The organism is Rubrobacter tropicus, assembly GCF_011492945.1.
Taxonomy (GTDB): Bacteria; Actinomycetota; Rubrobacteria; order Rubrobacterales; family Rubrobacteraceae; genus Rubrobacter_D; species Rubrobacter_D tropicus.
Map to the genome: position 1 here is coordinate 2,552,191 of NZ_CP045119.1, position 22,080 is coordinate 2,574,270.

27 protein-coding genes and 1 tRNA gene are annotated in these 22,080 nt (G+C 68.2%); 3 read left to right on the forward strand and 25 right to left on the reverse strand.

Annotation, left to right across the window (positions count from 1 at the left end; translation table 11 throughout):
- Position 1 precedes the first annotated feature (1 nt).
- The 13 genes from hypB to GBA63_RS12825 form a co-directional block, all read right to left on the reverse strand.
- The gene (gene hypB / locus GBA63_RS12765) at positions 2 to 676 is read right to left on the reverse strand and encodes a hydrogenase nickel incorporation protein HypB (RefSeq protein WP_166176615.1); all 675 of its coding nucleotides are present in this window, start codon (positions 674 to 676) and stop codon (positions 2 to 4) included.
- Positions 677 to 709: 33 nt separating this feature from the next.
- Positions 710 to 1,075: a hydrogenase maturation nickel metallochaperone HypA/HybF gene (locus tag GBA63_RS12770; RefSeq protein ID WP_166176617.1), complete on the reverse strand. Its 366-nt coding sequence runs from the start codon at positions 1,073 to 1,075 to the stop codon at positions 710 to 712.
- Between the two features lie 3 nt (positions 1,076 to 1,078).
- Complete coding sequence (locus tag GBA63_RS12775) at positions 1,079 to 2,278, reverse strand: SIS domain-containing protein (RefSeq protein WP_166180148.1); 1,200 nt, start codon at positions 2,276 to 2,278, stop codon at positions 1,079 to 1,081.
- Positions 2,275 to 2,799: a hypothetical protein gene (locus GBA63_RS12780; RefSeq protein ID WP_166176619.1), complete on the reverse strand. Its 525-nt coding sequence runs from the start codon at positions 2,797 to 2,799 to the stop codon at positions 2,275 to 2,277. Before GBA63_RS12780 ends, GBA63_RS12775 begins: the two co-directional genes overlap by 4 nt.
- A gap of 3 nt (positions 2,800 to 2,802) precedes the next feature.
- Positions 2,803 to 3,288: a cupin domain-containing protein gene (locus GBA63_RS12785; protein WP_166176621.1), complete on the reverse strand. Its 486-nt coding sequence runs from the start codon at positions 3,286 to 3,288 to the stop codon at positions 2,803 to 2,805.
- 16 nt (positions 3,289 to 3,304) lie between these two features.
- Entirely contained in the window at positions 3,305 to 4,297 is a 993-nt protein-coding gene (hypE, locus tag GBA63_RS12790) for a hydrogenase expression/formation protein HypE (RefSeq protein WP_166180150.1), read from the reverse strand.
- A gap of 89 nt (positions 4,298 to 4,386) precedes the next feature.
- Entirely contained in the window at positions 4,387 to 5,514 is a 1,128-nt protein-coding gene (hypD, locus tag GBA63_RS12795) for a hydrogenase formation protein HypD (protein WP_166180152.1), read from the reverse strand.
- 26 nt (positions 5,515 to 5,540) lie between these two features.
- The gene (locus GBA63_RS12800; protein ID WP_166176623.1) at positions 5,541 to 5,792 is read right to left on the reverse strand and encodes a HypC/HybG/HupF family hydrogenase formation chaperone; all 252 of its coding nucleotides are present in this window, start codon (positions 5,790 to 5,792) and stop codon (positions 5,541 to 5,543) included.
- 2 nt (positions 5,793 to 5,794) lie between these two features.
- Positions 5,795 to 6,073, reverse strand: a complete 279-nt coding sequence (locus tag GBA63_RS12805) for a HypC/HybG/HupF family hydrogenase formation chaperone (protein WP_166176625.1) — start codon at positions 6,071 to 6,073, stop codon at positions 5,795 to 5,797.
- A gap of 40 nt (positions 6,074 to 6,113) precedes the next feature.
- On the reverse strand, positions 6,114 to 8,417 hold the full coding sequence (hypF, locus tag GBA63_RS12810) for a carbamoyltransferase HypF (RefSeq protein WP_207956763.1): 2,304 nt from the start codon (positions 8,415 to 8,417) through the stop codon (positions 6,114 to 6,116).
- Positions 8,418 to 8,585: 168 nt separating this feature from the next.
- Positions 8,586 to 8,735 (reverse strand): DUF6893 family small protein, encoded by a 150-nt coding sequence (locus tag GBA63_RS12815; RefSeq protein WP_166176627.1) that lies wholly within the window; start codon positions 8,733 to 8,735, stop codon positions 8,586 to 8,588.
- Positions 8,732 to 9,184 carry a hydrogenase maturation protease gene (locus tag GBA63_RS12820; RefSeq protein ID WP_166176629.1) on the reverse strand — a complete coding sequence of 151 codons (453 nt, stop codon included), beginning with the start codon at positions 9,182 to 9,184 and terminating at the stop codon, positions 8,732 to 8,734. Before GBA63_RS12820 ends, GBA63_RS12815 begins: the two co-directional genes overlap by 4 nt.
- Positions 9,185 to 9,233: 49 nt before the next feature.
- Positions 9,234 to 9,404, reverse strand: a complete 171-nt coding sequence (locus GBA63_RS12825) for a hypothetical protein (protein ID WP_166176631.1) — start codon at positions 9,402 to 9,404, stop codon at positions 9,234 to 9,236.
- 150 nt (positions 9,405 to 9,554) lie between these two features.
- Between GBA63_RS12825 and GBA63_RS12830 the strand changes: the two genes are divergently transcribed.
- Positions 9,555 to 9,794 (forward strand): Uxx-star family glutaredoxin-like (seleno)protein, encoded by a 240-nt coding sequence (locus tag GBA63_RS12830; protein ID WP_166176633.1) that lies wholly within the window; start codon positions 9,555 to 9,557, stop codon positions 9,792 to 9,794.
- A 148-nt stretch (positions 9,795 to 9,942) separates the two neighbouring features.
- Here the strand turns inward: GBA63_RS12830 and hemB are convergent, their stop codons facing one another.
- The 10 genes from hemB to selA form a co-directional block, all read right to left on the reverse strand.
- Positions 9,943 to 10,920, reverse strand: coding sequence for a porphobilinogen synthase (hemB, locus tag GBA63_RS12835; protein ID WP_166176635.1), 978 nt, complete (start codon positions 10,918 to 10,920; stop codon positions 9,943 to 9,945).
- A 56-nt stretch (positions 10,921 to 10,976) separates the two neighbouring features.
- On the reverse strand, positions 10,977 to 11,357 hold the full coding sequence (locus GBA63_RS12840) for a hypothetical protein (RefSeq protein ID WP_166176637.1): 381 nt from the start codon (positions 11,355 to 11,357) through the stop codon (positions 10,977 to 10,979).
- Positions 11,358 to 11,362: 5 nt separating this feature from the next.
- Positions 11,363 to 12,853 (reverse strand): uroporphyrinogen-III C-methyltransferase, encoded by a 1,491-nt coding sequence (cobA, locus tag GBA63_RS12845; RefSeq protein ID WP_207956764.1) that lies wholly within the window; start codon positions 12,851 to 12,853, stop codon positions 11,363 to 11,365.
- Between the two features lie 42 nt (positions 12,854 to 12,895).
- Positions 12,896 to 13,828, reverse strand: coding sequence for a hydroxymethylbilane synthase (gene hemC / locus GBA63_RS12850; RefSeq protein WP_166176639.1), 933 nt, complete (start codon positions 13,826 to 13,828; stop codon positions 12,896 to 12,898).
- Entirely contained in the window at positions 13,825 to 15,123 is a 1,299-nt protein-coding gene (hemA, locus tag GBA63_RS12855; RefSeq protein WP_166176641.1) for a glutamyl-tRNA reductase, read from the reverse strand. The genes hemC and hemA overlap by 4 nt, the downstream gene beginning before the upstream one ends.
- Positions 15,099 to 15,623 (reverse strand): precorrin-2 dehydrogenase/sirohydrochlorin ferrochelatase family protein, encoded by a 525-nt coding sequence (locus GBA63_RS12860; protein ID WP_166176643.1) that lies wholly within the window; start codon positions 15,621 to 15,623, stop codon positions 15,099 to 15,101. The genes hemA and GBA63_RS12860 overlap by 25 nt, the downstream gene beginning before the upstream one ends.
- Positions 15,624 to 15,780: 157 nt before the next feature.
- Positions 15,781 to 16,236 (reverse strand): cyclic pyranopterin monophosphate synthase MoaC, encoded by a 456-nt coding sequence (gene moaC, locus GBA63_RS12865; protein ID WP_166176645.1) that lies wholly within the window; start codon positions 16,234 to 16,236, stop codon positions 15,781 to 15,783.
- A gap of 162 nt (positions 16,237 to 16,398) precedes the next feature.
- Positions 16,399 to 16,488 (reverse strand) — tRNA-Sec (locus GBA63_RS12870).
- 27 nt (positions 16,489 to 16,515) lie between these two features.
- Positions 16,516 to 18,375: a selenocysteine-specific translation elongation factor gene (selB, locus tag GBA63_RS12875; RefSeq protein WP_166176647.1), complete on the reverse strand. Its 1,860-nt coding sequence runs from the start codon at positions 18,373 to 18,375 to the stop codon at positions 16,516 to 16,518.
- Complete coding sequence (selA, locus tag GBA63_RS12880) at positions 18,368 to 19,732, reverse strand: L-seryl-tRNA(Sec) selenium transferase (RefSeq protein ID WP_207956765.1); 1,365 nt, start codon at positions 19,730 to 19,732, stop codon at positions 18,368 to 18,370. Before selA ends, selB begins: the two co-directional genes overlap by 8 nt.
- A 90-nt stretch (positions 19,733 to 19,822) precedes the next feature.
- On the opposite strand from selA, the gene GBA63_RS12885 reads away from it, so the two are divergent.
- The gene (locus tag GBA63_RS12885; protein ID WP_166176649.1) at positions 19,823 to 20,116 is read left to right on the forward strand and encodes a hypothetical protein; all 294 of its coding nucleotides are present in this window, start codon (positions 19,823 to 19,825) and stop codon (positions 20,114 to 20,116) included.
- 286 nt (positions 20,117 to 20,402) lie between these two features.
- On the opposite strand, the gene GBA63_RS12890 is transcribed toward GBA63_RS12885, so the two are convergent.
- Entirely contained in the window at positions 20,403 to 20,729 is a 327-nt protein-coding gene (locus GBA63_RS12890) for a hypothetical protein (RefSeq protein ID WP_166176651.1), read from the reverse strand.
- Positions 20,729 to 21,751, reverse strand: coding sequence for a zinc-dependent metalloprotease (locus GBA63_RS12895; RefSeq protein WP_166176653.1), 1,023 nt, complete (start codon positions 21,749 to 21,751; stop codon positions 20,729 to 20,731). Before GBA63_RS12895 ends, GBA63_RS12890 begins: the two co-directional genes overlap by 1 nt.
- A 101-nt stretch (positions 21,752 to 21,852) precedes the next feature.
- On the opposite strand from GBA63_RS12895, the gene GBA63_RS12900 reads away from it, so the two are divergent.
- The gene (locus tag GBA63_RS12900) at positions 21,853 to 22,050 is read left to right on the forward strand and encodes a Sec-independent protein translocase subunit TatA/TatB (protein ID WP_166176655.1); all 198 of its coding nucleotides are present in this window, start codon (positions 21,853 to 21,855) and stop codon (positions 22,048 to 22,050) included.
- The last annotated feature ends 30 nt before the right edge of the window (positions 22,051 to 22,080 follow it).

The following is a 22,080-nucleotide window of genomic DNA, read 5'->3' on the forward strand; positions in this document are numbered from 1 at the left end:
TTTAGTCTTTGTGCCGACCGGTCAGCCAGGAGCACCACTCGTCGACGCCCCGGCCCGTCGCGGCGCTCGTGAGGATGCGTTCGACGCCGGGGTTCACGGCGTCCAGGTTGCGGAGGAACTTTTCGAGGTCGAAGTGCAGGTGCGGGAGGAGGTCCATCTTGTTTACGAGGACGAGGTCGGCCGAGCGGAACATCAGGGGGTACTTGAGAGGCTTCTCCTCACCCTCCGTGATCGCGTACACCATCACCCGGACGTCCTCCCCCACCTTGAACTCCGCCGGGCACACGAGGTTCCCGACGTTCTCTATGACGAGCACGTCGATGTCGTGCAGCGGGAGCTCGGCGAGGCCGGAGCGGACCATGTTCGCGTCCAGGTGGCACTCGCCGCCGAAGCCGGCGCCGGTGTTTACCTGCACTATGGGGGCGTGAAAACGCGCGAGCCTGTCGGCGTCGAGCGTCGTCTGCACGTCGCCTTCGAGCACCCCGATCCTGACCTTTCCGAGCGTCCGGTCCAGCGTGTGCTCCAGGAGCGCGGTCTTTCCGGCGCCGGGCGAGCTCATCATGTTGACCACGAAGTTGCCGGCGTGGTCGAACGCCTGGCGGTTGGCCTGGGCGAGCGCGTCGTTGGCGTCGAGGACACCTTCGAGGACTACTTTTTTGACGGCGGTGCGGTGCATGGGTGGCCTCCCTCTGGTCGGCGCTTTCAGCTATCAGCCTTCGGCTATCAGCTTTTCGTCTTCCTGTCCTTCCATCTCCAATGATTCGACGTAGAGTTCTTCTCCCTGGGTGATCTCCAGGCTCGATGCTCCGCAAGCTTCGCATTGGAAGGGGAAGGTCTTGAGGGCGCTCTCGGCGCCGCATTCGCGGCACCGGCCGGTGGCGGGGACTTCTTCGAGGATCAGGGTTGCGCCTTCTATGGTCGTCCCTTGTGCCACGAGGTCGAAACTGAAGGTGAGGGCGGAGGGGACTACCTGGCGGAGGTGGCCGACTTTGAGGTAGACCTTCGTTACTTTGCGGCCTTCGGCGTGGCGGGCGGCGATGTCGACTACATGGCCGGCTATGGCTAGCTCGTGCATGGGTTATCCGGTCTTCCGAGGCGGGCCGTCTATCAGGCGGCGCAGGGTGTGGTAGATGGAGGCCTGGACCTCCTGGATGCGGGGGATGTAGTCCGAACGGACGACGATGGTGTGGTCGGCGAGGCCTTCGGCGAGGACGCGGCCCCCATCGTAGCCCAGGATCGCGACGGTCAGGAGGCCGCGTTTGCGGGCCTCGGCCAGGGCGGAGAGGATGTTCTTCGAGCCGCCGCTGGTCGAGAAGGCGACGGCCGCGTCTTCGGGCCTGGCGTGGGCTATGAGCTGGCGGGCGAAGATCGCCCCCGGGCCGATGTCGTTGGCGATGGCCGTGACGTTCGCCGGCTCGAACGAGAGCGAGACCGCCGGCACGGGGCGCAGCCCACAAGGCGGGTCCACGCAGTCGGCGGCCAGGTCGTTCGCGTCCGTGGCGGAACCGCCGTTGCCGAAGGCGATGATCTTGCCGCCGGCCCGCAGCCTCTCGGAGATCCCGCCGGCCGCCACCGAAATTCTCTCCGCCTCCGTCTCGGCCGCGAGCGCCCTTAGCCGGTTGGTCTCCCGCATCTTCTGGAGCATCGAACCCTGCACCTCTCCCACCACGGCTTCGAGCGGCTGCTCTCCCCTGCCGAGGAAAGGGTAGAGAAAAGACGAGCCGCCGACGTCGTGCCCCTGCTCCCTGTGCTCGAAGAACACGTGGACCGTCTCCCACAACACGTGGTAGAGGACCTCGAAGATCTCCTGGACTATAAATGGGTCCTCGTCCGGCGCCGCGAACGGGTGCTCCCCCGCCTCCCCCGTCAGGGCGAACGTCAGGGCCCCCGCCTCCCGCGCCGCTTTGAGCGACCTCTCGACCGCTTCGTCTCCCCCCGGGGACGCGAAGCCCATGACCATGTCTTGTGGCCGCAGCAGGACCGGCAGGCGTCTCTCGAAGTCCGGACCAACGTCCAGGGCCGGGAGGGCGCGCTTGCCGACGATCACCGGGTGCACGAACTCGACGGAGACGTGCTCGGCGTCCGTCGCGGCCGATCCGTGGCCGAAGGCCAGTAGACGGCCGCCCGTCAAGAATCGGCGGGACATCTCCTTGCAGGCCTCGGCCAGCCGGGGTGCTTCCGCGTGGAAGAAGGATTCGAAGACCGGGTTGCGCCGGAGCAATTCTTCCCTGCTCCTGGCCGGGTTGGGGTTCGTGCCTGCCTGCCGGCCGTTGCTCATGAGATCCACGATCCGACTTTGCCGAGCTCGGTCCACGAGCCGCCGGTCTTGGAGAACAGCCGGTAGCCGCCCGAGCCGACGTTCCAATCGAACTGCTGTCCGGCGTAGATCAGGGCCTGCGTCACCCGCCGGTCGAGCCCGACCCGCGAGAACCTGAGCGTCCCGTCCGAGCCCGGGAACATCCGGCGAAAACGCTCCCACCCGTCCCCATCCCTGAAGACGCGACGAAATTCCTCGTCGCCAACGCAGGTAAATCGTCCCTCCGGGTCGAAATCTGGTTCGATCGGGCGCCTCTCGCGGTTCTTGACCACAAAATCGGCCAGCGTCTCTTCGCCGAGGCCCTCCAGGTTCTCCCGCAGGTAAGAGAGCATACGCTCCTCGTCAACACCACCCCGCAACCCGCTGGTGGTCAAAGCGCGGACCACCTGGCCGGCGCCGACGTACAGACGGTCGAGGCAGGCATCCAGGACCTCCCGTTCGTCCGAGATGGTCCCGTTGAAGTGCGGGTGGGGCCTGTTCATGGTTCATTCTACCTCCAGGGGTGGTCCGGTGACCTCCATGCCGTGGGAGCGGAACAGGCCGCGGAGTTCTTCGCTTGATGGTGCTCCCTTTACCCCCGACATCGCTTCGAAGAAGGCCTCCATCCCGCCCGCGGGCCGGAAGGCGAGGATCAACCTGCCCGTTCCTTCGCCGACATGGGCCCAAACGTGGGGTATCTCTCTCGGCGCGAAGATGGAATCTCCGGGGTCCAATCGGTAACGTTCGTCGCCGATCTCGACGACGTACTCGCCCTCTACTACGTAGAACCACTCCTCCTGCCCGTGGTGGAGGTGCCGCGGCGGCCCGCCTTTGGAGCCGTTGGTGTTCTCTATGATCAAGAGTTCCCCGCCCGTCTCCGAACCGGACACCTTGCGGTCGATGGACATGGTGCCCAAAACCTTGCGTGGCTTTCGGAACCGGTCCCCGCCCGCCGGGACGAGGGCGCTCCGATCCGTCTGGCGTTCGGCCAAATCGTTTACCTCTCTTTCAACAGATCCTCGGCAACGGGTCTCCGACGAGCATGTCTATCATCCTGGTGCCTCCGAACTGGGTGTGCATCAGGACCATGCGCGCGGGCTCCTCGCGCACCTCGCCGATGATGGACGCCTCCCCCCCGCCCTCGACGGCTCGTAGCGCCTCCAGCGCGGCATCGGCCCGCCCCGGATCGACGACGGCGAGTAGCTTGCCCTCGTTGGCCACGTAGAGCGGGTCCATGCCGAGTATTTCGCACGCCCCGTTGACGACGTCCCGGATCGGGATTCTCTCTTCCCACAACGCCACGCTGTATCCGGAGTCGCGGGCGAGCTCGTTTAGCACGGTCCCCGCGCCGCCGCGCGTCGGGTCGCGCATGAAGCGGAGGCCGGGACCCGCGACGCCCTTCAAGGCGTCTACCAGGGGGGTCAGCGGTCTGGTGTCCGAGGGGACTTCGGCTTCCAGTTCGAGGTCCCCGCGCGCGATCAGGATGGCGGCCCCATGATCCCCCAGAGTGCCGGAGCAGAGGATCCTGTCCCCCGGCCGCACGGACGAGGAAGACAGGTTCAACCCGGGGTCAACTATCCCGATGCCGGTCGTGATCACGTACAGCCCGTCGCCCTTGCCGCGCTCGACGACCTTGGTGTCGCCTGTTGCGACCGGAACCCCGGCCCGTTCGGCGGCCCGGCCCATCGCCCCGACCTCGCGCGCGAGGATCTCCGTATCGAGCCCCTCCTCGACGATCAGGGCCGCCGAGAGTCCGATCGGCGTCGCCCCGGAGACGGCCAGGTCGTTGACGGTACCGTTGACGGCGAGCTCGCCGATGGATCCGCCGGGGAAGACGAGCGGGCGCACGACGTAGGAGTCTGTGGTCAGGGCCAGGCGCGCGTCGCCGTGAGGCAGTATCGCAGCGTCCGAGAGCGGGGCCAACGCCGGGTTGTCCAACGCCGGCAGCAAGAGGCTCTCGATCAGCTTGTGCGTGGCCTTGCCCCCGGCCCCGTGGCTCATGTCTATGCGCGGCGCGTCGAACCTCGGCGGACGGCGCCCCGGTCGCGCGCCGGCGGGTTCGAAACCCGTGCCCACCGTGTCGTTGCCGGTCAATTTCTGGAGCCTATCTCGACCCTTTCGTGGGACTTGCGCCCGAAGTTGTAGTAGGCGGCGCAGGCACCTTCTGAGGAGACCATGAGCGCGCCTAGCGGACGCTCGGGCGTGCAGGCGGTGCCGAAGACCTTGCACTCCGGGGGCTTGAGGACGCCTTTGAGGACCTCGCCGCACTGGCAGGCCTTCGGGTCGGCGACGCGCACGCCCGGCACGGAGAACCGCTTCTCGGCGTCGAAGTCCGCGTACTCCTCCGACAGCTTCAACGCCGACTGGGCTATAAAGCCCAGGCCCCGCCACTCGAAGTACGGCCGGAGCTCGAAGACCTCGGCCATGCTGCGCAGGGCCGCCAGGTTGCCCTCCCAGGGGACGATGCGGCTGTACTGGTTCTCGACCTCGCAGCGCCCCTCTTCGAGCTGCCGCATCAACATCAGGACGGACTGCAAGAGGTCGAGCGGCTCGAACCCGGCGACCACGCAGGGCTTGCCGTAGTCTTCGGGCATAAACTCGTAGGGGCGGCAGCCTATGACGGTGGAGACGTGTCCCGGTCCCACGAATGCGTCGAGCCTCAGGTCGGGCGAGTCGAGGAGCGCCCGCACGGGGGGCACGATGGTGACGTGGTTGCAGAAGACCGAGAAGTTCGGGAGGCCTTCCTTCCTGGCGCGTTGTAGGGTGAGCGCCGTCGAGGGTGCCGTCGTCTCGAAGCCTATGGCGTAGAAGACCACCTCGCGGTCGGGGTTCTCGCGGGCGATGCGCAGGGCGTCCAGCGGGGAGTAGACCATCCTGACGTCGGCGCCTTCGGCCTTCATTTCGAGCAGGTTACCTTTGGAGCCGGGGACGCGCATCATGTCGCCGAAGCAGGTAAAGATGACCTCGGGGCGCTCGGCGACGGAGATGCCCTCGTCGACGCGGCCCATCGGGAGGACGCAGACCGGGCAGCCCGGGCCGTGGACGAGCTCCACCTGATCCGGCAGGAGGTCCTTTATGCCGTGGCGGTAGATGGTGTGGGTGTGGCCGCCGCAGACCTCCATAACCTTGTAGTGGCGGTCGGGTTCGGCGACGGAGGCTATCTCGGCGGCCACCGCGCGGGCGATCTCACCGTCCCTGAACTCGCTTACGTATTTGATGGTCGCTCCCTTCGGTCGCTTAGCTGTCAGCTTTCAGCCGTCAGCTTTTGCTGGCCTACTTTGGCTATAGCTGCCCCGCCGTGGGTTAGTAGGGTTTCGCCTACGCTTACCGGGGAGACCAGTTCTATGGCCACTGTGGTCCGGTTGCCGGAGGCGTCTTCGCAGGTGGCGTCGTCGCCGGCGATGGAGACGACCCTGAGGGGGATGCCGGCGTCGGAGCAGACGATGCAGCCCTCGTGGGTCGTGGTGCAAGAGTTGGTGTAGGTGGAGTTTTCCATGATCACTCTATCTGGGAGGTTCTTAGTTCTTCCAGTTCGGCCTCGTAGGCGTCTCCGAGCTCCCGCAGGGCGTCGAGGGTCGCCCGCGCTTCGGCTTCGTCCAGCTTGGACATCGCGAAGCCCACGTGGATCAGGACCCAGTCCCCGACTTCTAAGCTCTCGTCCTCGTTGTGGACGAGGCCTATGTTTATGTTGCGGCGGACGCCGCTCACCTCCGCCTTGGCGAGGAGAAGGTCTTCGTCCAGGATCTCCACGACCCTCCCCGGTATTCCCAGGCACATGTTGTGCCTCCCTTCGGTCGGCGCTTTCAGACGTCAGCTTTCAGCTATCAGCTTTCAGCTTGTTTGCGAAGGCTCTATCCGCCAGTATTGCCTGGCCCAGCGCCAGGCCTCCGTCGTTGGTTGGGACTCTTCGGTGTGTGTGGATGGCGAACCCTCCTTCTTTTAGAAGCTTCATAGTCTGTCCCGTCAGGAGCGCGTTCTGGAATGTTCCGCCGGAGAGGGCCACGATGCCCACTCCCGTCGACTCGCGAATTGTCTCGCAGCAGGCAGCGACCACCTCGGCCATCGTTCGGTGGAACTTCGCGGAGATTTCGGCCGCCTTTCGGCCCGCCTTGAGGTCTTCGACCGCCCCGGCGATGATGCCGTTCGTCTCGACGACCGAACACGGGTCTTCTGGCCGCAACCAGAAAGGGTACGCCTCGGTCGTGGGGCCTTCGGCGGCCAGCTCCAGCTCGACGGCGGCCCGGCCCTCGTAGGTCGCGCGGGTGCTGCCGGGGACGCCGACGAGCGCGGCTACGGCGTCGAAGAGGCGGCCGGCGCTGGAGGTCGGCGGGGTGTTGAGCTGGCGCTCTATCAGGCGCGAGATGAGCCGCACGTTGGTCTCGCCGGCCCGCCGGACGGTCTTGAGGGGGAGCTTCAGGGTGTCTTCTTCGCCGTAGAGGGCGAGGAGGTGGGCCAGCGCCACGCGCCACGGCTGGCGGATGGCCGCGGCTCCGCCGGGGAGGGGCGCGTACTGGAGGTGGGCCAGGCGTGTGAAGCCCTCCTCCACGCTGCCCCCGAAGAACTCGCCGCCCCAGACGGCGCCGTCGGGTCCGTAGCCGGTGCCGTCGAGGGCTACCCCGATCACGTACTCGCCCGACGGGCGGTCGTTGTCCGCCAGACAACTCGCGACGTGCGCGTGGTGGTGCTGGACGCCCACGGCCGGCATCCCGGCCTCTTCGAGCTCGCGGGCGTACTTGGTCGATAGGTACTCGGGGTGCAGGTCGTGGGCGACGAGATCCGGCCGCACGTCGAAGAGGCCGCAGTAATGTTCGATGCCCTCCCTGAAGGACCGCAGGGTCTCGTAGTTCTCGAGGTCCCCTACGTGGTGGCTCGGGAAGGCGTGGTTTCCCCGGGCAAGGGCGAAGGTGTTCTTCAGCTCCCCTCCGACCGCGAGGACCTGCCTGCCAAAAGGCTCCGTGAGTCGCAACGGGGCCGGGGCGTAGCCGCGGGACCTCCTGAGCGGATAGGGACGTCCGCCGAGAACGCGTACGACGCTGTCGTCGCAGCGCACGTGGACCGGTCTGTCGTGGACCAGGTAGAAGTCGGCTATGTCCCCGAGCTGGCCGAGGGCCTCGTCGTCCCGGTAGGCTATCGGCTCGTCCGAGTTGTTCCCGCTCGTCATGACCAACGGGATGCCGGAACCGTCCAGCAGCAGGTGGTGCAGCGGCGTGTAGGCGAGCATGACGCCGAGCGTCTTCTGGCGGGGGGCGACCCGTTCGCTGATGCCGACATCACTCCGGCGCTCCAGGAGCACTATCGGACGCGTCGGGGAGGTCAGCAAAGTTTCTTCGTCCGGTCCGATGTGACAGAGCAGTCTCGCCTGGTCTATATCCCGGGCCATCAGCGCGAAGGGTTTGTCCCGGCGCGCCTTGCGGCCCCTCAGGGTCCTCACGGCGCGGTCGTCGAAGGGGTCGCAGGCGAGGTGGTAGCCGCCGAGGCCCTTGACCGCCAGGATCGCCCGCCCCCGCAGCATCCGCGCCGCGCTCGCGATGGGATCCCCCGCTGCCAACTCGTGGCCGAACCTGTCGAGCAGCCTCACCCGCGGGCCGCAGGTCGGGCAGGCGTTTGGCTGGGCGTGGAAGCGCCGGTCGGCGGGGTCGTGGTACTCGCGGTCGCAGTCGGGGCACATCCCGAAGGAGGACATGGTGGTCGTGGCGCGGTCGTAGGGGACCTGGCGCGTTATGGTGAAGCGCGGGCCGCAGCTAGTGCAGTTGATGAAGGGGTATCGGTGGCGCCGGTCGGAGGGGTCGAAAAGCTCCGCCAGGCAGTCGCCGCAGGTGGCGACGTCGGGAGAGACGAGGGCGCTGCGGCTCGTTGCCTCCCTGCTCTCCTCGATCCTGAACCCGTCCTCACCGACGAGCGGGAGAGGGCTCCAAGAGACCGATTCGACCACGGCCAGCGGCGGGGGGTCTTTCTCTATGGCTCGGGTGAAGAGTTCGAGACCCTCAGAATGGCCCTCCGCCTCGATGCGAACGCCGTCTGCGTCGTTGCGGACAAGACCGGCGATTCCGTGCCGGCGCGCGAGGGCGTAGACGAACGGGCGGAAGCCGACCCCTTGCACGATGCCGCGCACGGAGATCACGCGTCGCTCTAGCGTGGGCGTTCCTATAGGGCGCCCTCCCCTCTCGCCGGAGAGGCGTTCGGTCTTTGCGCGCGTGCGAAAGATCCCGCGCCGCCCCTCCTCATCGGTTTGCCCAAGCTCATACCCGGTCCCGTGCCCCCTGAACGGTACGTCCGGCCAAGGTCGGCCCTACATGGTCCTCATCTTCATGTACCTCTTGAGCCCCGGCCATTGCACGACCATGGCGGCCACGGCCCACAGGACCAACCCGTAGAAGCCCAAGCGTAGCAGTGCCGTCGCCTTCAAGCTGAACCACTTCCTTACATGGACGAGGCTCATCGCCCCGGCCCGACCTTGTCGCCCTCTTTGCCGATCTCCTCCACCAGCTTCGCCGCCTCTTCCACCGCCGCGCGCACCGGCCAGATCAACCCCATCAGCATGTCGTCGTAGGGGTGGATCTCAGGCCCACCCCTACCCGGGATAACCCGCGGCTCGCAGCCCACCACGAGGATGCGTGCAGGGCCGGCGCCCGGGGCGCGGGACAGCTTGATCACCTTGACGGGGTCCATACCGTGGGTATCGAGCGCCGCCTCCCCGTCGTCCTCGATCTCCGGTTCGATGAGGTAGACCGTGCCGGGCTTCCCGCCCCGCGGGACGGCGTCCACGAGGACGACGAGCTCGTAATCGTCCAGCAGGGCGTAGGCGAGGTCCATCCCCCGGATCCCGAAGTCCCTGACCTCGACGCCCTCGGGCAACCCGCGACCGGCGAGCCGCGCCGGGACGGACACTTCAAGCCGGCGGCAGGTTCGGGCTGTTCGGGTCCACCGGGTTCCTGTCTCAGGCGTTGATGCTCGTGGATTTCCGGGCGTTGGACCTGGCGGTGTACTCGCCGGCCTTTTCGAGGCCCGGGTCCTTCCGGATGCCGCCTGGCGCGTTTCCCCGGCGCACCCCCTTCACGTGCGAGGGTGCGTCCATCTTCGTGTCCGGCCCGCCTACCCTTATCCCCATCCAAGAGCGACACCCGCCTTTCCCCTGCCGGATCGTGGCCCGCACTCCACAAGGCCTTCGACGAGACCCCACTCGCATTCCGTATTGCTCCTGCATCATACGTTATTATGTTTTTGGCACAAGGCGTGACGGCAGGAATCGGGGGGCGGCGTGGAGAGTCCTTCAACCCAGATACAACTCTATACTTCGGCGGGCTGTCCCCACAGCGAGGCGGCCCGCGAGGACCTCGAATGGCGCGGAGTCGATTTCGTCGAGTTCGACGTGGAGAAAGACGCCGGGGCGCGCGAACGGATGCTTGAGATCACGGGCGGAAACCGGACGGTGCCGGTCATGGTCGAGGAGGGCAAGCCGCCCCAGATCGGCTGGATGGGCCGCGGCTGCGTCGTCTGAAGCGGTTCGCAAAGAGGTCGAACCTCTTTGCGAAGCCGTCAGCTCTCAGCCATCAGCCAAGAACAATAGAGCTGATGGCTGAAAGCGGAGGCGAAGCCGGAGCGCGCTGATAGCTGACCGCGCGGATCGCGACGTTACGGGCCGGCCGTCACGACAACCAGCGGGCGGCGTCGGGGGCGAAGTACGTGACGATGATGTCCGCTCCGGCGCGCTTGATACCGGTCAGGGCCTCCAGGACCGCCGTCTTCTCGTCCAGCCAGCCGTTCTGGGCAGCGGCCTTGATCATGGCGTACTCCCCGCTCACGCTGTACGCGGCGACTGGCAGGTCCGTCGTTTCGCGCACGCGGCGCAGGACATCGAGGTAGGGCAAGGCGGGCTTTACCATGACCATGTCGGCGCCCTCCCCCACGTCGAGCTCGACCTCTAACAGGGCTTCGCGGGCGTTGGCCGGGTCCATCTGGTAGGAGCGGCGGTCGCCGAACTGGGGGGCGCTGTCGGCGGCCTCGCGGAACGGGCCGTAGAAGGCCGAGGCGTACTTGGCGGCGTAGGCCATGATCGGGGTGTTCTCGAAGCCTTCGTTGTCCAGCTCGCTCCTTATGGCGGCGACCCGCCCGTCCATCATGTCCGACGGGGCCACGATGTCCGCCCCCGCCTCCGCGTGGCTCGCCGCCGTGCGGGAGATCAGCTCCAGGCTGACGTCGTTGAGGACCTGGCCCGTGTCCTTCTCGACGACCCCACAGTGTCCGTGGCTCGTGTACTCGCAGAGGCACACGTCGGTGACGACGAGCAGTTCGGGGACGGCGTCCTTTATGGCGCGGGTGGCGAGCTGGACTATGCCCTCGGGGTCGTAGGCGCCGCTTGCCGCCTCGTCCTTCTCGCCCGGGAGCCCGAAGAGCAGGACGCCCGGGATGCCGAGGTCGTGGACGCGCTTCGCCTCCTCGACGGCGCGGTTGATCGAGAGCTGGAAGACGCCCGGCATGGACCCGACCGGGTTCCTGGCGTCCTCGCCGACCGTCACGAACATCGGGTAGATAAAGTCCTGCGGCGAGAGCCGCGTCTCGCGCACGAGGCCGCGAAGGGCGGCGGTGCGGCGCGTGCGGCGGAGGCGTTGTACGGGGAATGCCATCTACTATCTCCTTACCGAGACGAACTGGTGCGCTGCTTCGAGGCACCGCTATCGTACTACGAAGCGCCGGCTTTCCGAAGGAGCCGCGACAGGGAGTAGTCGAAGGTGGTCAGGCAGATCATGGAGACCAGCCCACCACGCGCGCGGGTTCGCGGGGGCGTCTCTTCGGCCAGTGCCAGCGCGTAGACCGCGGCGAGCGCGGCGTTCAAGACCGCCCGCGCCAACATCCACCCGGACCGGCGCCGGTCTAGCAGCAATCCCGCGCCGACGATCAGGTCCGCCAGGCCGATGACGCGCGCCGGCACCTCCCGGTCGCCCCACCCGAGGAACGCGGCGCTCCTGAGCGGCGCCAGCGTCAGGGCCACCCCGAAACCGAGGCTGACCCAGCCTATCGCCAGGGCCAGCCTCTGGAGCGGGCCACCCGTTTCGCCGGGCAAGCCCCCTACCTCGCCTCCCGGGCGGGGTCGGCGGCGAACAGGTCCACTACTGCCCCGACCAGGCCCGGGATGGTGTACTCGGACGCCTCGGCGTCCACGCGGAGACCGTGGCCGCGGACCGTGTCGGCGGTGATCGGGCCTATGCACACGACGCGGGTCCCCGAGAGCAGCCGCGCCGACTCGTCGGGGCCGAAGGCCGTTACGAAATTGTCCACCGTGGAGCTGGCCGTGAAGGTTACGCAGTCGATCCTGCCCGATTCCAGATCCCGAACGAGTCGATCCTTGCCTTCGGCGGAAGGTACGGTCTCGTACGCGGGCGGCACCACGACATCCGCGCCGGCTTCGCGCAGCTTTTCGGGCAGGATCTCACGCGCCACCTTCGCCCGGGGAATCAGGACGCGTTTGCCCGCCAGGGATTCGTCGGCGACGGCGTCGATCAGGGCCTCCGCCCTGAACTCCCGCGGCACCACGTCCACCCGTAGCCCGAACCTTTCTAGCGCCTCCGCCGTCGCGGGCCCGATGGCCGCGACCTTTGCCCCGCGCGGGATGGCCCGCAGGTCCGATCCGTGATGCCGGAGCCGGTCGACGAACGCCTCGACGCCGTTCGCGCTCGTAAAGACCAGCCAGTCGAACGAGTCGAGAGAGGCGATCGCCCCGTCCAGCGGCCCGAAGTCCTCGGGCCGCCTCACCTCTATCGTCGGGAACTCCCGCACCTCGGCCCCGAGCCCTTCGAGCTCCGCGGAGAGCTCCCCGGCCTGCGCCCGCGCGCGGGTTACCACGACGCGCCGCCCGAAAAGGGGCCTTTTTTCGTACCAGCCGAGGCCCGAATCCCGAAGGTCCACCACGCTGCCGACTACGGTGATGGCCGGGGGCTTCAGCTTCGCTTCGGCGACGCGGTCTGCGATGTCTCGCAGGGTGCCGGTAACGGTCCGTTGCTCGGGGAGGGTTCCCCACCGCACGACGGCGACGGGGGTCTCCGGGCCCCTGCCCGCGGCGATGAGTTCGGAGGAGATCTCGCGCAGCCGGCCCACGCCCATGTACAGGACGAGCGTGTCGGCGCCGTTGGCGATGCCCTTCCAGTCCACGTCCGAGCGGCCCTTGGTCGGGTCTTCGTGCCCCGTGATGAACGCCACGCTCGTCGAGACGTTGCGGTGCGTAACGGGGATGCCGGCGTAGGCCGGGGCCGCGACGCCGCTGGTTACGCCGGGAACGACCTCGAATGGGATGCCGGCTTCTATCAGCTCCAGCGCCTCCTCGCCGCCGCGCCCGAAGATGTAAGGGTCGCCACCCTTCAGCCGGACCACCGTTTTGCCGGCGCGGCCCAGCTCGACCAGGACACGGTTGATCTCGTCCTGCTTCATCGCCTGGTCGTCGCCCGGCTTTTTGCCGACGTAGATCCTCTCCGCGTCGGACCTCGCGTACGACAACAGCGCCTCAGGGGCGAGCCGGTCGTAGACGACGGCGTCGGCCTGCTCCATGCAGCGGACGCCCTTCACCGTAAACAGCCCGGGTCGCCGGGCCGGAGCCAACCAGGTAGATCACGTACTCCTCACCTGCCGGATCTCACCGAGCACGATCTCGGCCCCCTGCTCCAGAAGGTCCCGAGCCAGCCGCCCCCCGACGTCGCCCGGCTCCCGCCCCTCCGCCTCACCTTCGTACACCAGGGCCCCGTCCGGCGACGCCACGAGGCCCTTCAGCCGGATCTCACCCTCCCGCGTCAGGGCGAGGGCGCCGACGGGGACCCGGCAGCCGCCTTCGAGCGCCCGCAGCATGGCGCGCTCGGCGAGGGCCGCCCTCTCCCCCGCATCGTCGTTGAGGGCCCGGCGAATGGCCTCCCTGTGGGGATAGTCTTCGAGGGTCGCGACCGCCAGGAACCCCTGGCCCACGGCGGGAAGCATCACGTTCGGCGGGAGAACCGTGTGCGGGACCTGCGACGTAAGCCCGAGGCGTTCGAGGCCCGCGCGGGCGAGGACTATTGCGTCGGCGTCGCCCTCGCGCATCTTGCGCACCCTGGTCTCGACGTTGCCCCGGATCTCGACCACGTTCAGATCCGGTCGGCGGTGCAAAAGCTGCGCCCGGCGCCTGAGGCTGCCCGTCGCGACGGTCGCGCCGGCCGGGAGGCCGTCCACATCCCAACCCGCCTCGGAGACGAGGGCGTCTGAAGGATCGTGGCGCTCTGAGATCGCGGCGAGGACCGTGCCTTCTGGAAGCTCCGTCGGCACGTCCTTTAGAGAATGGACGGCGAGGTCTATCTCGCCGGAGATCAGGGCCTCGTCCAGTTGGCGGGTGAAGACGTCGCGCCGGTCTATCACCGAGAGCGGCGTCTCGGGGCGATGGTCGCTCGTGGTTCGGACGACGCGGACCTCGACGTCGAAGCCCCGCGCGCGCAGCTCTTCGGCGCAAGTCTCCGACTGGGTGAGGGCGAGCCTGGAGCCGCGGGTGCCGAGTACGAGGGTGCCGGTCGTGCTCACGGGGTGGTCTTGGGGCCGGAGCGGTGGAGCTCCACCTCCAGCCCTTCCAGGGCCAGGAGACGGCGCCGCACCTCGGCGCTCCCGAGCGGGTGTCCGGCCTCGGCGAGGGCCTTTATCTCGGAGATCGGGCCGTGGAGCAGCTTGTTTACGAGGGAGTGGCTCATGCGCTCGACGGCCTCGGCCTCTCCGGGCGAGAGGTCCATCCGCCTGAGGGCGCGCGAGAGCTCGTGGCGCCGGATCTGCTCGGCGCCGTCCCTGAGTTCCTTGATAAGCGGGACGGCGTGGAGGGAGCTGATCCAACCCATAAACTCCTCGACGGCAGGACCTATCATCGCTTCGCCCGCTTCCGCGGCCTCCCTGCGCCCGTCCGCGTTGCGCTCCACCACGGCCTGCAGGTCGTCTATGTCGTACACGAACACCGGCTCCAGCGTCTGGACCGTCGGGTCCACGTCCCTCGGCACGGCGATGTCCACGAAGAAGATCGGGTCCGTCCTGTCCCGCAGGGCCCCGGCGACCATCTCCCGGCCGATGACCCACTCCCCGGATCCCGTCGAGCTCACAACCACGTCGGCCCGCGACAGCTCCGAAGGCAACTCCTCGAACCCCACAGCCACGCCCCCGACGCGTTCGGCCAGCCGCCGCGCCCGCTCCGGCGTGCGGTTGGCGATCCTGAGGTCCGTCACCCCCCGGCTCTTTAGCTGCTTGACGACGAGCTCGCTCATCTCGCCCGCCCCAACGACCAGGGCGTGCCGGCCCCGCAATCTCCCGAAGACCCCTTCCGCCAGCTTGACGGCCACGTTGGGAACGGAGAGGGAGCTGTCCCCGACACCCGTCTCCGTGCGGACTTTCTTACCGACGCGCAGGGAGGTGTGAAAGAGCCGGTTGAGGACCGGGCCGGTGCAGTGCTCCTCGGTCGCGGACCGGTACGCCTCGCGGACCTGGCCCAGGATCTGGGCCTCCCCCACGACCATCGAGTCGAGCGAAGACGCCACCCTGTAGAGGTGGTGCGCCGCCTCCTCGTCTGTAAACCAGTAGGTGTCTTCGTCGAGCGAACCGCGCTCGACGCCGCGGTCCTCGGCGAGCATATCCAGGAGCCCGGACCGCGCCCCCTCGTCCTCCGCTACGAGGTAGACCTCCGTCCTGTTGCACGTCGAGAGCAGGACCGCCTCCGACGCCACGCCTTCTTCGAGGAGCCGCCTCAGGAAAGGCCTGCCGGCGCAAGGAGGGAAGGCCACCCGCTCACGGACCTCTATGGGGGCCGAACGGTGGCTTATGCCCGCAACCGCGACAAGCACCCGACCACCTCCCCTTCCAGCTCCGCGTCCGGCGCGACCCCGGCGCGTCGGGCCGCGCCGTACCTCTCGACGATCCCGGCCCACTCCGGCGCGAAAGACGCCTCGAGGCCGTCGCGCACCCTTCGGGCCAGCGTGGGCGAGGCCCCGCCCGTCGAGACCGCGACCTGCAACCCGCCCCGGCGCAGCACCGAGGGCAGCGCGAAGTCACCCTCGGCGGGCCTGTCCGCCACGTTTACCGGCACGCCGTTCTCACGCGCCTCGCGGGTCACCGCGGCGTTCGCCTCGCGGGAATCCGTGGCGGCGAAAGCCAGGGAAGCCCCCGCCAGGTCGCCCGGGGCGTAGGGACGGTGGTGGACCTCGACGTCCATCTCCAGGATCTCGGGCCTGACGTCCGGCGAGATCACGACTACCCTAGCCCCCGACTCGAGCAGGCCCCGCGCCTTCCTGGCCGCGACCCCCCCGCCGCCGACGACCACGCAGCGCCTGCCGGAGACGTCCATGAAAAGAGGATAAAGGACCGCGTTTTCGACCCCGATTCTCGTCTCCTGACCTAACTGTCGGGTGGTGGATCAGCCCGGAAGTCTAGCATAGCCGACCCGCCGTTATCATTGTGGATCAAAGTGTGTCATACGCCGTTTTCACGGGCCGTATAAGCCTTCACGATGGGGCGCTCTCCTTCGTCTTCTCGACGAGCCTGATCCCCTCGATGGTCATGCCTTTGTCCACCGCCTTGCACATGTCGTAGACCGTGAGCGCCGCCACGCCGACGGCGGTGAGCGCCTCCATCTCGACCCCCGTGCGGTCGCTGGCGCGGGCCGTCGCCGTGATCCCGACGCGGTCCTCCCCCACCTCGAACTCGACGTCGACCGAGGTCAGATCCAGGCCGTGGCACAGCGGTATTAGCTCCGGCGTCTTCTTCGCCGCCATGACCCCCGCGATCCTGGCCGTGTTCAACACGTCCCCCTTGGGCAGAGCCTTCTCCCGCAACAGCCCAACCGTCTCGGGCGACATCCCGACGAACCCGGCCGCAACGGCCGTCCGCCGCACGACGTCCTTCTCGCCAACATCCACCATCCTGGCCGCGCCCGTATCGTCGATGTGGGAGAAAGTCATGTACGAAACCTCCGGTTTCTTAGCTATCAGCCGTCAGCTATCAGCTTTTCGCCTGGCGGACGTTCCGTGGTCGAAGGTGATTCTCCCAGCCTGAGGCCGCTCCTCCGACCGGAAGCGTAGCCCCGGCCTTTGGCTGACCGCTGAAAGCTGACCGCTCTAAAAGCGGAATGCGGGGGAATCGAACCGCCACGGTCGCGCCGCGACCGCAAACCGGTTTTGAAGACCGGACGGGCCACCAGGCCCACGCATTCCGGGGTGTGCGTCACGCGACGGATTCTATTACATCGGCCCGCGGTGGCGGCGGGTGAGGACGCGGACGTCGCCGGTGCGGCTGGTGACGCCGGAGGCGTCGGAGAACTCGAGCCAGGCCTGGGCGTACCTGCGGCTCGTGCCGAGGCGGTCGCGCAGGCCGGAGAGCGAGATCTCGCCCTCCTCCCGGCATACCGTCTTTATGTCCTCCAGGATGAGGTCCGCCGTATCGCGGGACGCGAAGAGCCCGCCCCCGAGATCCACGGCTTCGTCCCTTTTCAGTAGCAGCCGGAGCTCGGGAGAGGGTCCCGGCGCCGGCGGCTCCGCGCCGGACGCATCTAGCTCCGCCAGAAGCCTGCGCGCCGCTTCTTCCAGCTCCGCCGAGACTTCTCCCGCGCCCGGCAGGCTCACGCCGGTTCCCGTAACCCGGACCTCCGCGCCCGCCAGGTCTTCGAGCAGGGCGTCGGCGAGAGGGCTCTCCAATTGCATCGCCGAACGGGCCTCGGCGACGCTGACCTCGGGCGACTCGGGATGTTCCTTCGCCCGCGAACGGAGTGCTTGGTGGAGCCGGTCCTTCGCCGCGCTCACGGCCTCCGCGGACGCGTAGACGCTCCCCACCTTCGAAATTTCGGGCGCCCCGTCGGAGACCTCCTGCGCCCGCTTTGGGGAGACGGAGACGGCCAGGGCGAGCTCTTCGGCGCTCATGCCCCTGGCGGGGTAGCGGGCGAGGACAAGAGGAATGGTCCGTGAGACGTCGCCGCGCTCCAGGGCCTCCAGCCAGCCCGGCTCGGGGCGGCGGCCGGCGGGCGCCGGGTCGAGGACCGTGCCGCCGCCGATGGTCACCTGCGGGGACATAGCACGGAGGACGAAGCGGTCACCGGGGAGCAGGATCAGGGGCTCTTCGGGCCTCAGCCGGGCGAAGGCGCTCTCGCCGGGTTGCAGCCCGTCGGTGCCGGATAGCCGGACCCTGGCGTTCGTCGCGCGGGTGCCGTGGTGAAGTCGGACCCTCGCGCCGTGGGCTAGCGGTCGCGCGCCTTCGAGGAGCCTGAGGCGGGCGTCGAAGGCGCGGCTCTCGGGGATGGGCCTCGAGAGCAAGACGTCACCGGCCTCCAGCTGCGAGGCGTCGATGCCCGTCAGGTCGAGGGCCGTGCGGGCGCCGGGGTGGGCGACCTCGGCCGGGTGGCCGTGGTTCTGGATGCTCCGCACGCGGGGACGGTGGCCGCGGGAGGTGTAAAGGGTGTCGCCGGTCCGGATCTCCCCGCTCCACAGCGTCCCCGTCGCGACCACCCCGATCCCCTTCAGCACGAAGACCCTGTCCACCGGCAGCCGCGCGAGCCGTCCCCCGACGTGATCCTCGTGCCCCTGCGCGGCCAGGCCGTCGAGCGCTCGCAACAGCTCTTCGACGCCCTCGCCGGTCTTGCCGCTGGCCGGGATGACGGGGGCGGAGATCCCGACGGACTCCAGCAGATCTTCGGCGTCCAGCGCGGCGAGCTCGGCCGTCTCCTCGTCCACGGCGTCCGTCTTGGTGAGCGCCACGACCCCCCGCTCGACGCCGAGAACCCGCAAGACGTCGAGGTGCTCGCGGGTCTGGGGCATGACGCCGTCGTCGGCGGCGACCACGAGCAAGAACGCGTCCACTCCCGTCGCCCCGGAGACCATGTTCTTGACGAACCGCTCGTGGCCGGGCACGTCCACCAGGCTCGCCCGGCGCCCTCCGGGCAGCACTAGCTCGGCGTAGCCGGGGACTATGGAGATGCCGCGCCGGTGCTCTTCTTCCAACCTGTCGGTGTCCGTGCCCGTCATGCGCCGGACCAGCGTCGTCTTGCCGTGGTCCACGTGCCCGGCCGTCCCGATGGTGAGCGCTATCCGCCCGTCCGCCGGCTCACCCAAGCGCGCCCCTCACCGCCGCGACGACGGCCTCCTCGTCCCCGGGAAGCAAGGTCCGCGCGTCGAGCCACACCCTGCCCTCGTGTACGCGTCCCACCACGGGAGGATCCGACGCCCGCATCTTCTCCGCGAGTGTTTTCGCCTCCACACCCCCGAGGCGAACGGCGAAGGAAGGGATCTCGTACAGCGGCAACGTCCCCCCTCCGCTGCGCGCGACGGACGGCGCAACGTCGACCTCCAGGCCGAAATCCTCCCGCGACAGGGCCAGCGCGAGGCCTTCGGCCACACCCCTGGCCTCATATTCTGGAGCGCGGAGCATCCGGAGCGTCGGCAGCTCTTGAGTTGCGGTGTCCTCGAGGTAGGAAGTCAGGGTCGCCTCCAGCGCGGCCAGGCAGAGTTTGTCGGCGCGGAGGGCGCGGGCCAGGGGATGGCGGCGCATCGCGGAAACTAGTGACGAATCGCCCACGACGATGCCGGCTTGGGGCCCGCCGAGCAGCTTGTCCCCGGAGAAGATGGTGAGCGCGGCGCCATCTTTGACAGCGTCGCCGACCAGTGGTTCGTCGCCAAAGGGGATCAGGGCCCCGCTGCCGACGTCGGCTATGACCGGAAGGCCGAGGGGGGCGAGTTCCGCCACGCCGACGGACTCGGTGAAGCCCTGGATCTCGAAGTTGCTCGGATGGACCCAGAGGATCGCGCGGGTGTTCTCGTTTATGGCCTCCTCGTAATCCGAGAGGCGGGTCCGGTTCGTGGTGCCCACCTCGCGGAGCCTCGCGCCGGAGAGCGCGAGCACCTCGGGGATGCGGAAGCCGCCTCCTATCTCGATGAGTTGCCCGCGCGAGACGATCACCTCGGGCTCCCCACCCCCTTCGCCGACCACGGCGGCCAGGGCGAGCAGCGTGGCCCCCGCGCAGTTGTTCACGACGAGCGCGTCCTCCGTCCCGGTAAGCTCCGTGAGCAGCGGCACCGCCCGGTCGTAGCGAGACCCCCTCTTGCCCAGGGCCACGTCGTACTCCAGGTTCGAGTAGCGGGTCGCCGCCTCCACGACGGCCGCCACGGCCGCCTCGGACAGCACCGACCGGCCCAGGTTCGTGTGCAGAACGACGCCGGTGGCGTTCACGACCCGCCGCAGGCTCCTGCCAGATAGAAGCTTCGAAGCGAGCGCAACGACGCCGCTCTCGGTGACCGCCGGTTCCTCTCCGGCGGAGATCCTGGCCCGCAGATCCTCCAAAACGCCGCGGACGGCCGACGTGGCCGCCGCGCGGCCGTGGCGGTCCGCGAGCGCGGCCCCCGCCTGGTCCCGCATCACCGCATCCACGGCCGGCAGGCTCCTGAGCCTCTCACTCTTCCCCGTCTCCAACATACGGCTTAGAGTATACCCTTGCCGGTAAATACGGGGCTCGCGAGCAGGCCGCTGTGCTAAACTTGCGCCGTCTTATCCCGGGAGGATCTTTTGGGCGAGGGGACGACAAAATTCTTTCTTGGCGCGTCCATAGGCGCGGCCTGCGGTTTCGCGGCCGGCGCGTTCGCCGCGACCCCAACCGCGCGCTCCGCCGGGCAATCGGCCGTCGGCGGCGTTGGCACCTCGTTCCGCTTCCTGGGCCGCGGCGCCATACGGACCGCAAAGAGCCTCGGCCCCATCCTCGAATTCGGCTACACCCGCGTAAGGGGCAGAGAGAAGTACCTGGAGCACGAGATAGAACAGCTCAGAACCCAGATCACACGCCTAGAACAGAAGATAGATTAGCTCCGCTATGCGGAGCTAATCAGCACGCTGGCTTCGCCAGCTTGTCAGCCCGGCGCTTCGCGCCTCGTCAGCACGCCCCCTCCGGGGACTCTCAGCCCGTCAGCCAGTCGTCTCTATTTGACGCACCGTCCGTCACCCGAAACGCGGCGAACGGCGCTGCCCGGTGGGGCTTTGGGCGGCCAAAAGCTGACGGGCTGAAAGCGAGGGCCTGCCAAGGCCCGAAGCGTGCTGAGAGCGGAGGCGAAGCCGCAGCGTGCTGAAAGCTGCCCGAAGGGCGGCGTGCTGACTAGCTTCCGAACAGGCGCCTGACCCAGCCGGGGAGTCCTCCGCCTTCCTGCGTCGCTTTCTTGTAGTCGGCGAGGTCGTCCGGGTGGACCGGGGCGCCGGACTCGCCGAGCAGCGCTCTGGCGTCCTGGAGGCGGGGTTCGGGGGTGGATCTGGGGAAGGCGGCCTCGACTATGAAGTCGTTGTTCCAGCGGACGCGGTAGATGCGTAGGCCGACGAGCTCGGCTTCGTCGAAGCGCCGGTCCAGGTCCGAGGCGGCGGCGCGGGCTTCTTCCTCCCGGGCGAACTCGTAGCCCAGAAAGACGGGGTCTTCGCTTCGCCCTTGCATTACGGGCCGTCCATCCTGGACATCCAGAGGCCGGGGTCGCGAACCTCGGCGAGGTCGGGGAGGTTCTCGGGCCTCTCCCAGACGCGGTTGAGGCCCTCCATCCCCTGCCGGCGGGCGACGGCGTCGGCGAACCGCTCGCCGAGGCGGTACTGCTCGAGCTTCACGTCGAGACCCGTTATGCGGAAGACGGCGGTCTCGAAAGGCGGGCGGTGGGCCCGGCTTTTGGACATCCGCTCCTTGAGGTGCTCGTAGTGGGGTACGAGGCCCTTGCCGACGTTGTGCATCACAAAGTCCGAGTAGCCCTCTATGACGGACATCGCGGCCTGCATCCTGTCGAACGAGGCACGCTGCTCTGGGCTCATCACGAGCTCCATCGAACGGCCGCCGGTCTTCAGGTTGGTCGAGAGGCGGCTGATGGTTTCGCGGACGCCGAGCTTCTCGGCCAGCGGGCCGACCAGGCCCTCCAGGAGGCCCCCGAGGTGGCCCCGAAGCCAGGGGTAGCCCTCGAACTGGAGGGCGTGGGTCATCTCGTGGAGCACGATCCAGAGCCGCAGGCCATCGAGGGGGACCCCGATTCTGCCCGCCGCCGCGGTAATGTTCCCGTCGAGGAAAAAGACCTTGCCGGGCCCGTTCGCGGCCTCCTTGGAGAGCAGCGGCCCCGTGTCGTACTGGCCGAGCACCCTGGAGGAGAGGAACCCGAGCAAGAGCCCCATCTGCGCCGTGAGCGTGGCCCCGCCGATCGCCCAGGTGACGTTCCCGGCGCCCTCGGTCGCGCGCTTGAGGACCGGCTCCATGAGCCCCCCGAAACCGTCGATGTTAAAGTCTATCCACTCGGCCCGGTTCGCAACCAGTAGCTGGCGGCCCGCTGCAGGCCCGCGCGGCAGCACTATGCCCGTAAAGTCCGAGAGGGGCGTCAGGGTCTCCTCCACTGCGCCGGGGTAGTCGAAATCCGTCGTCGGGGGACTCTCGGAGCGGGAGGCGAGCGCCACCGCTATCGCGCGGGCCGCACTCCAGGAGATCATAGGCAAATCCTTACTCTAGATGACATGGGGTGAGTATATACGCTGCCCCGGCCACACCAACTCGGATTGTCCCGGTGGTCTCCGCGGGTTATATTAAGCCCATGCTAGGAGTCGGAGGCAGCGAGATCGTCTTTATCGCCCTGATCTTCCTGATCATCTTCGGCCCCGGTTCCCTCCCGAAGATGGCCAGGGACGTGGGCCGCTTCGTGACCGAAGCCCGCCGCGCCGTGGACGAGTTCAAGGAAGAGATCACCTCGGCCGCCGACGACGACGAGGACGATCACCGCAAAAAGCGGTGAGATAGCCGGTCAGCACTTCAGCCGGTCAGC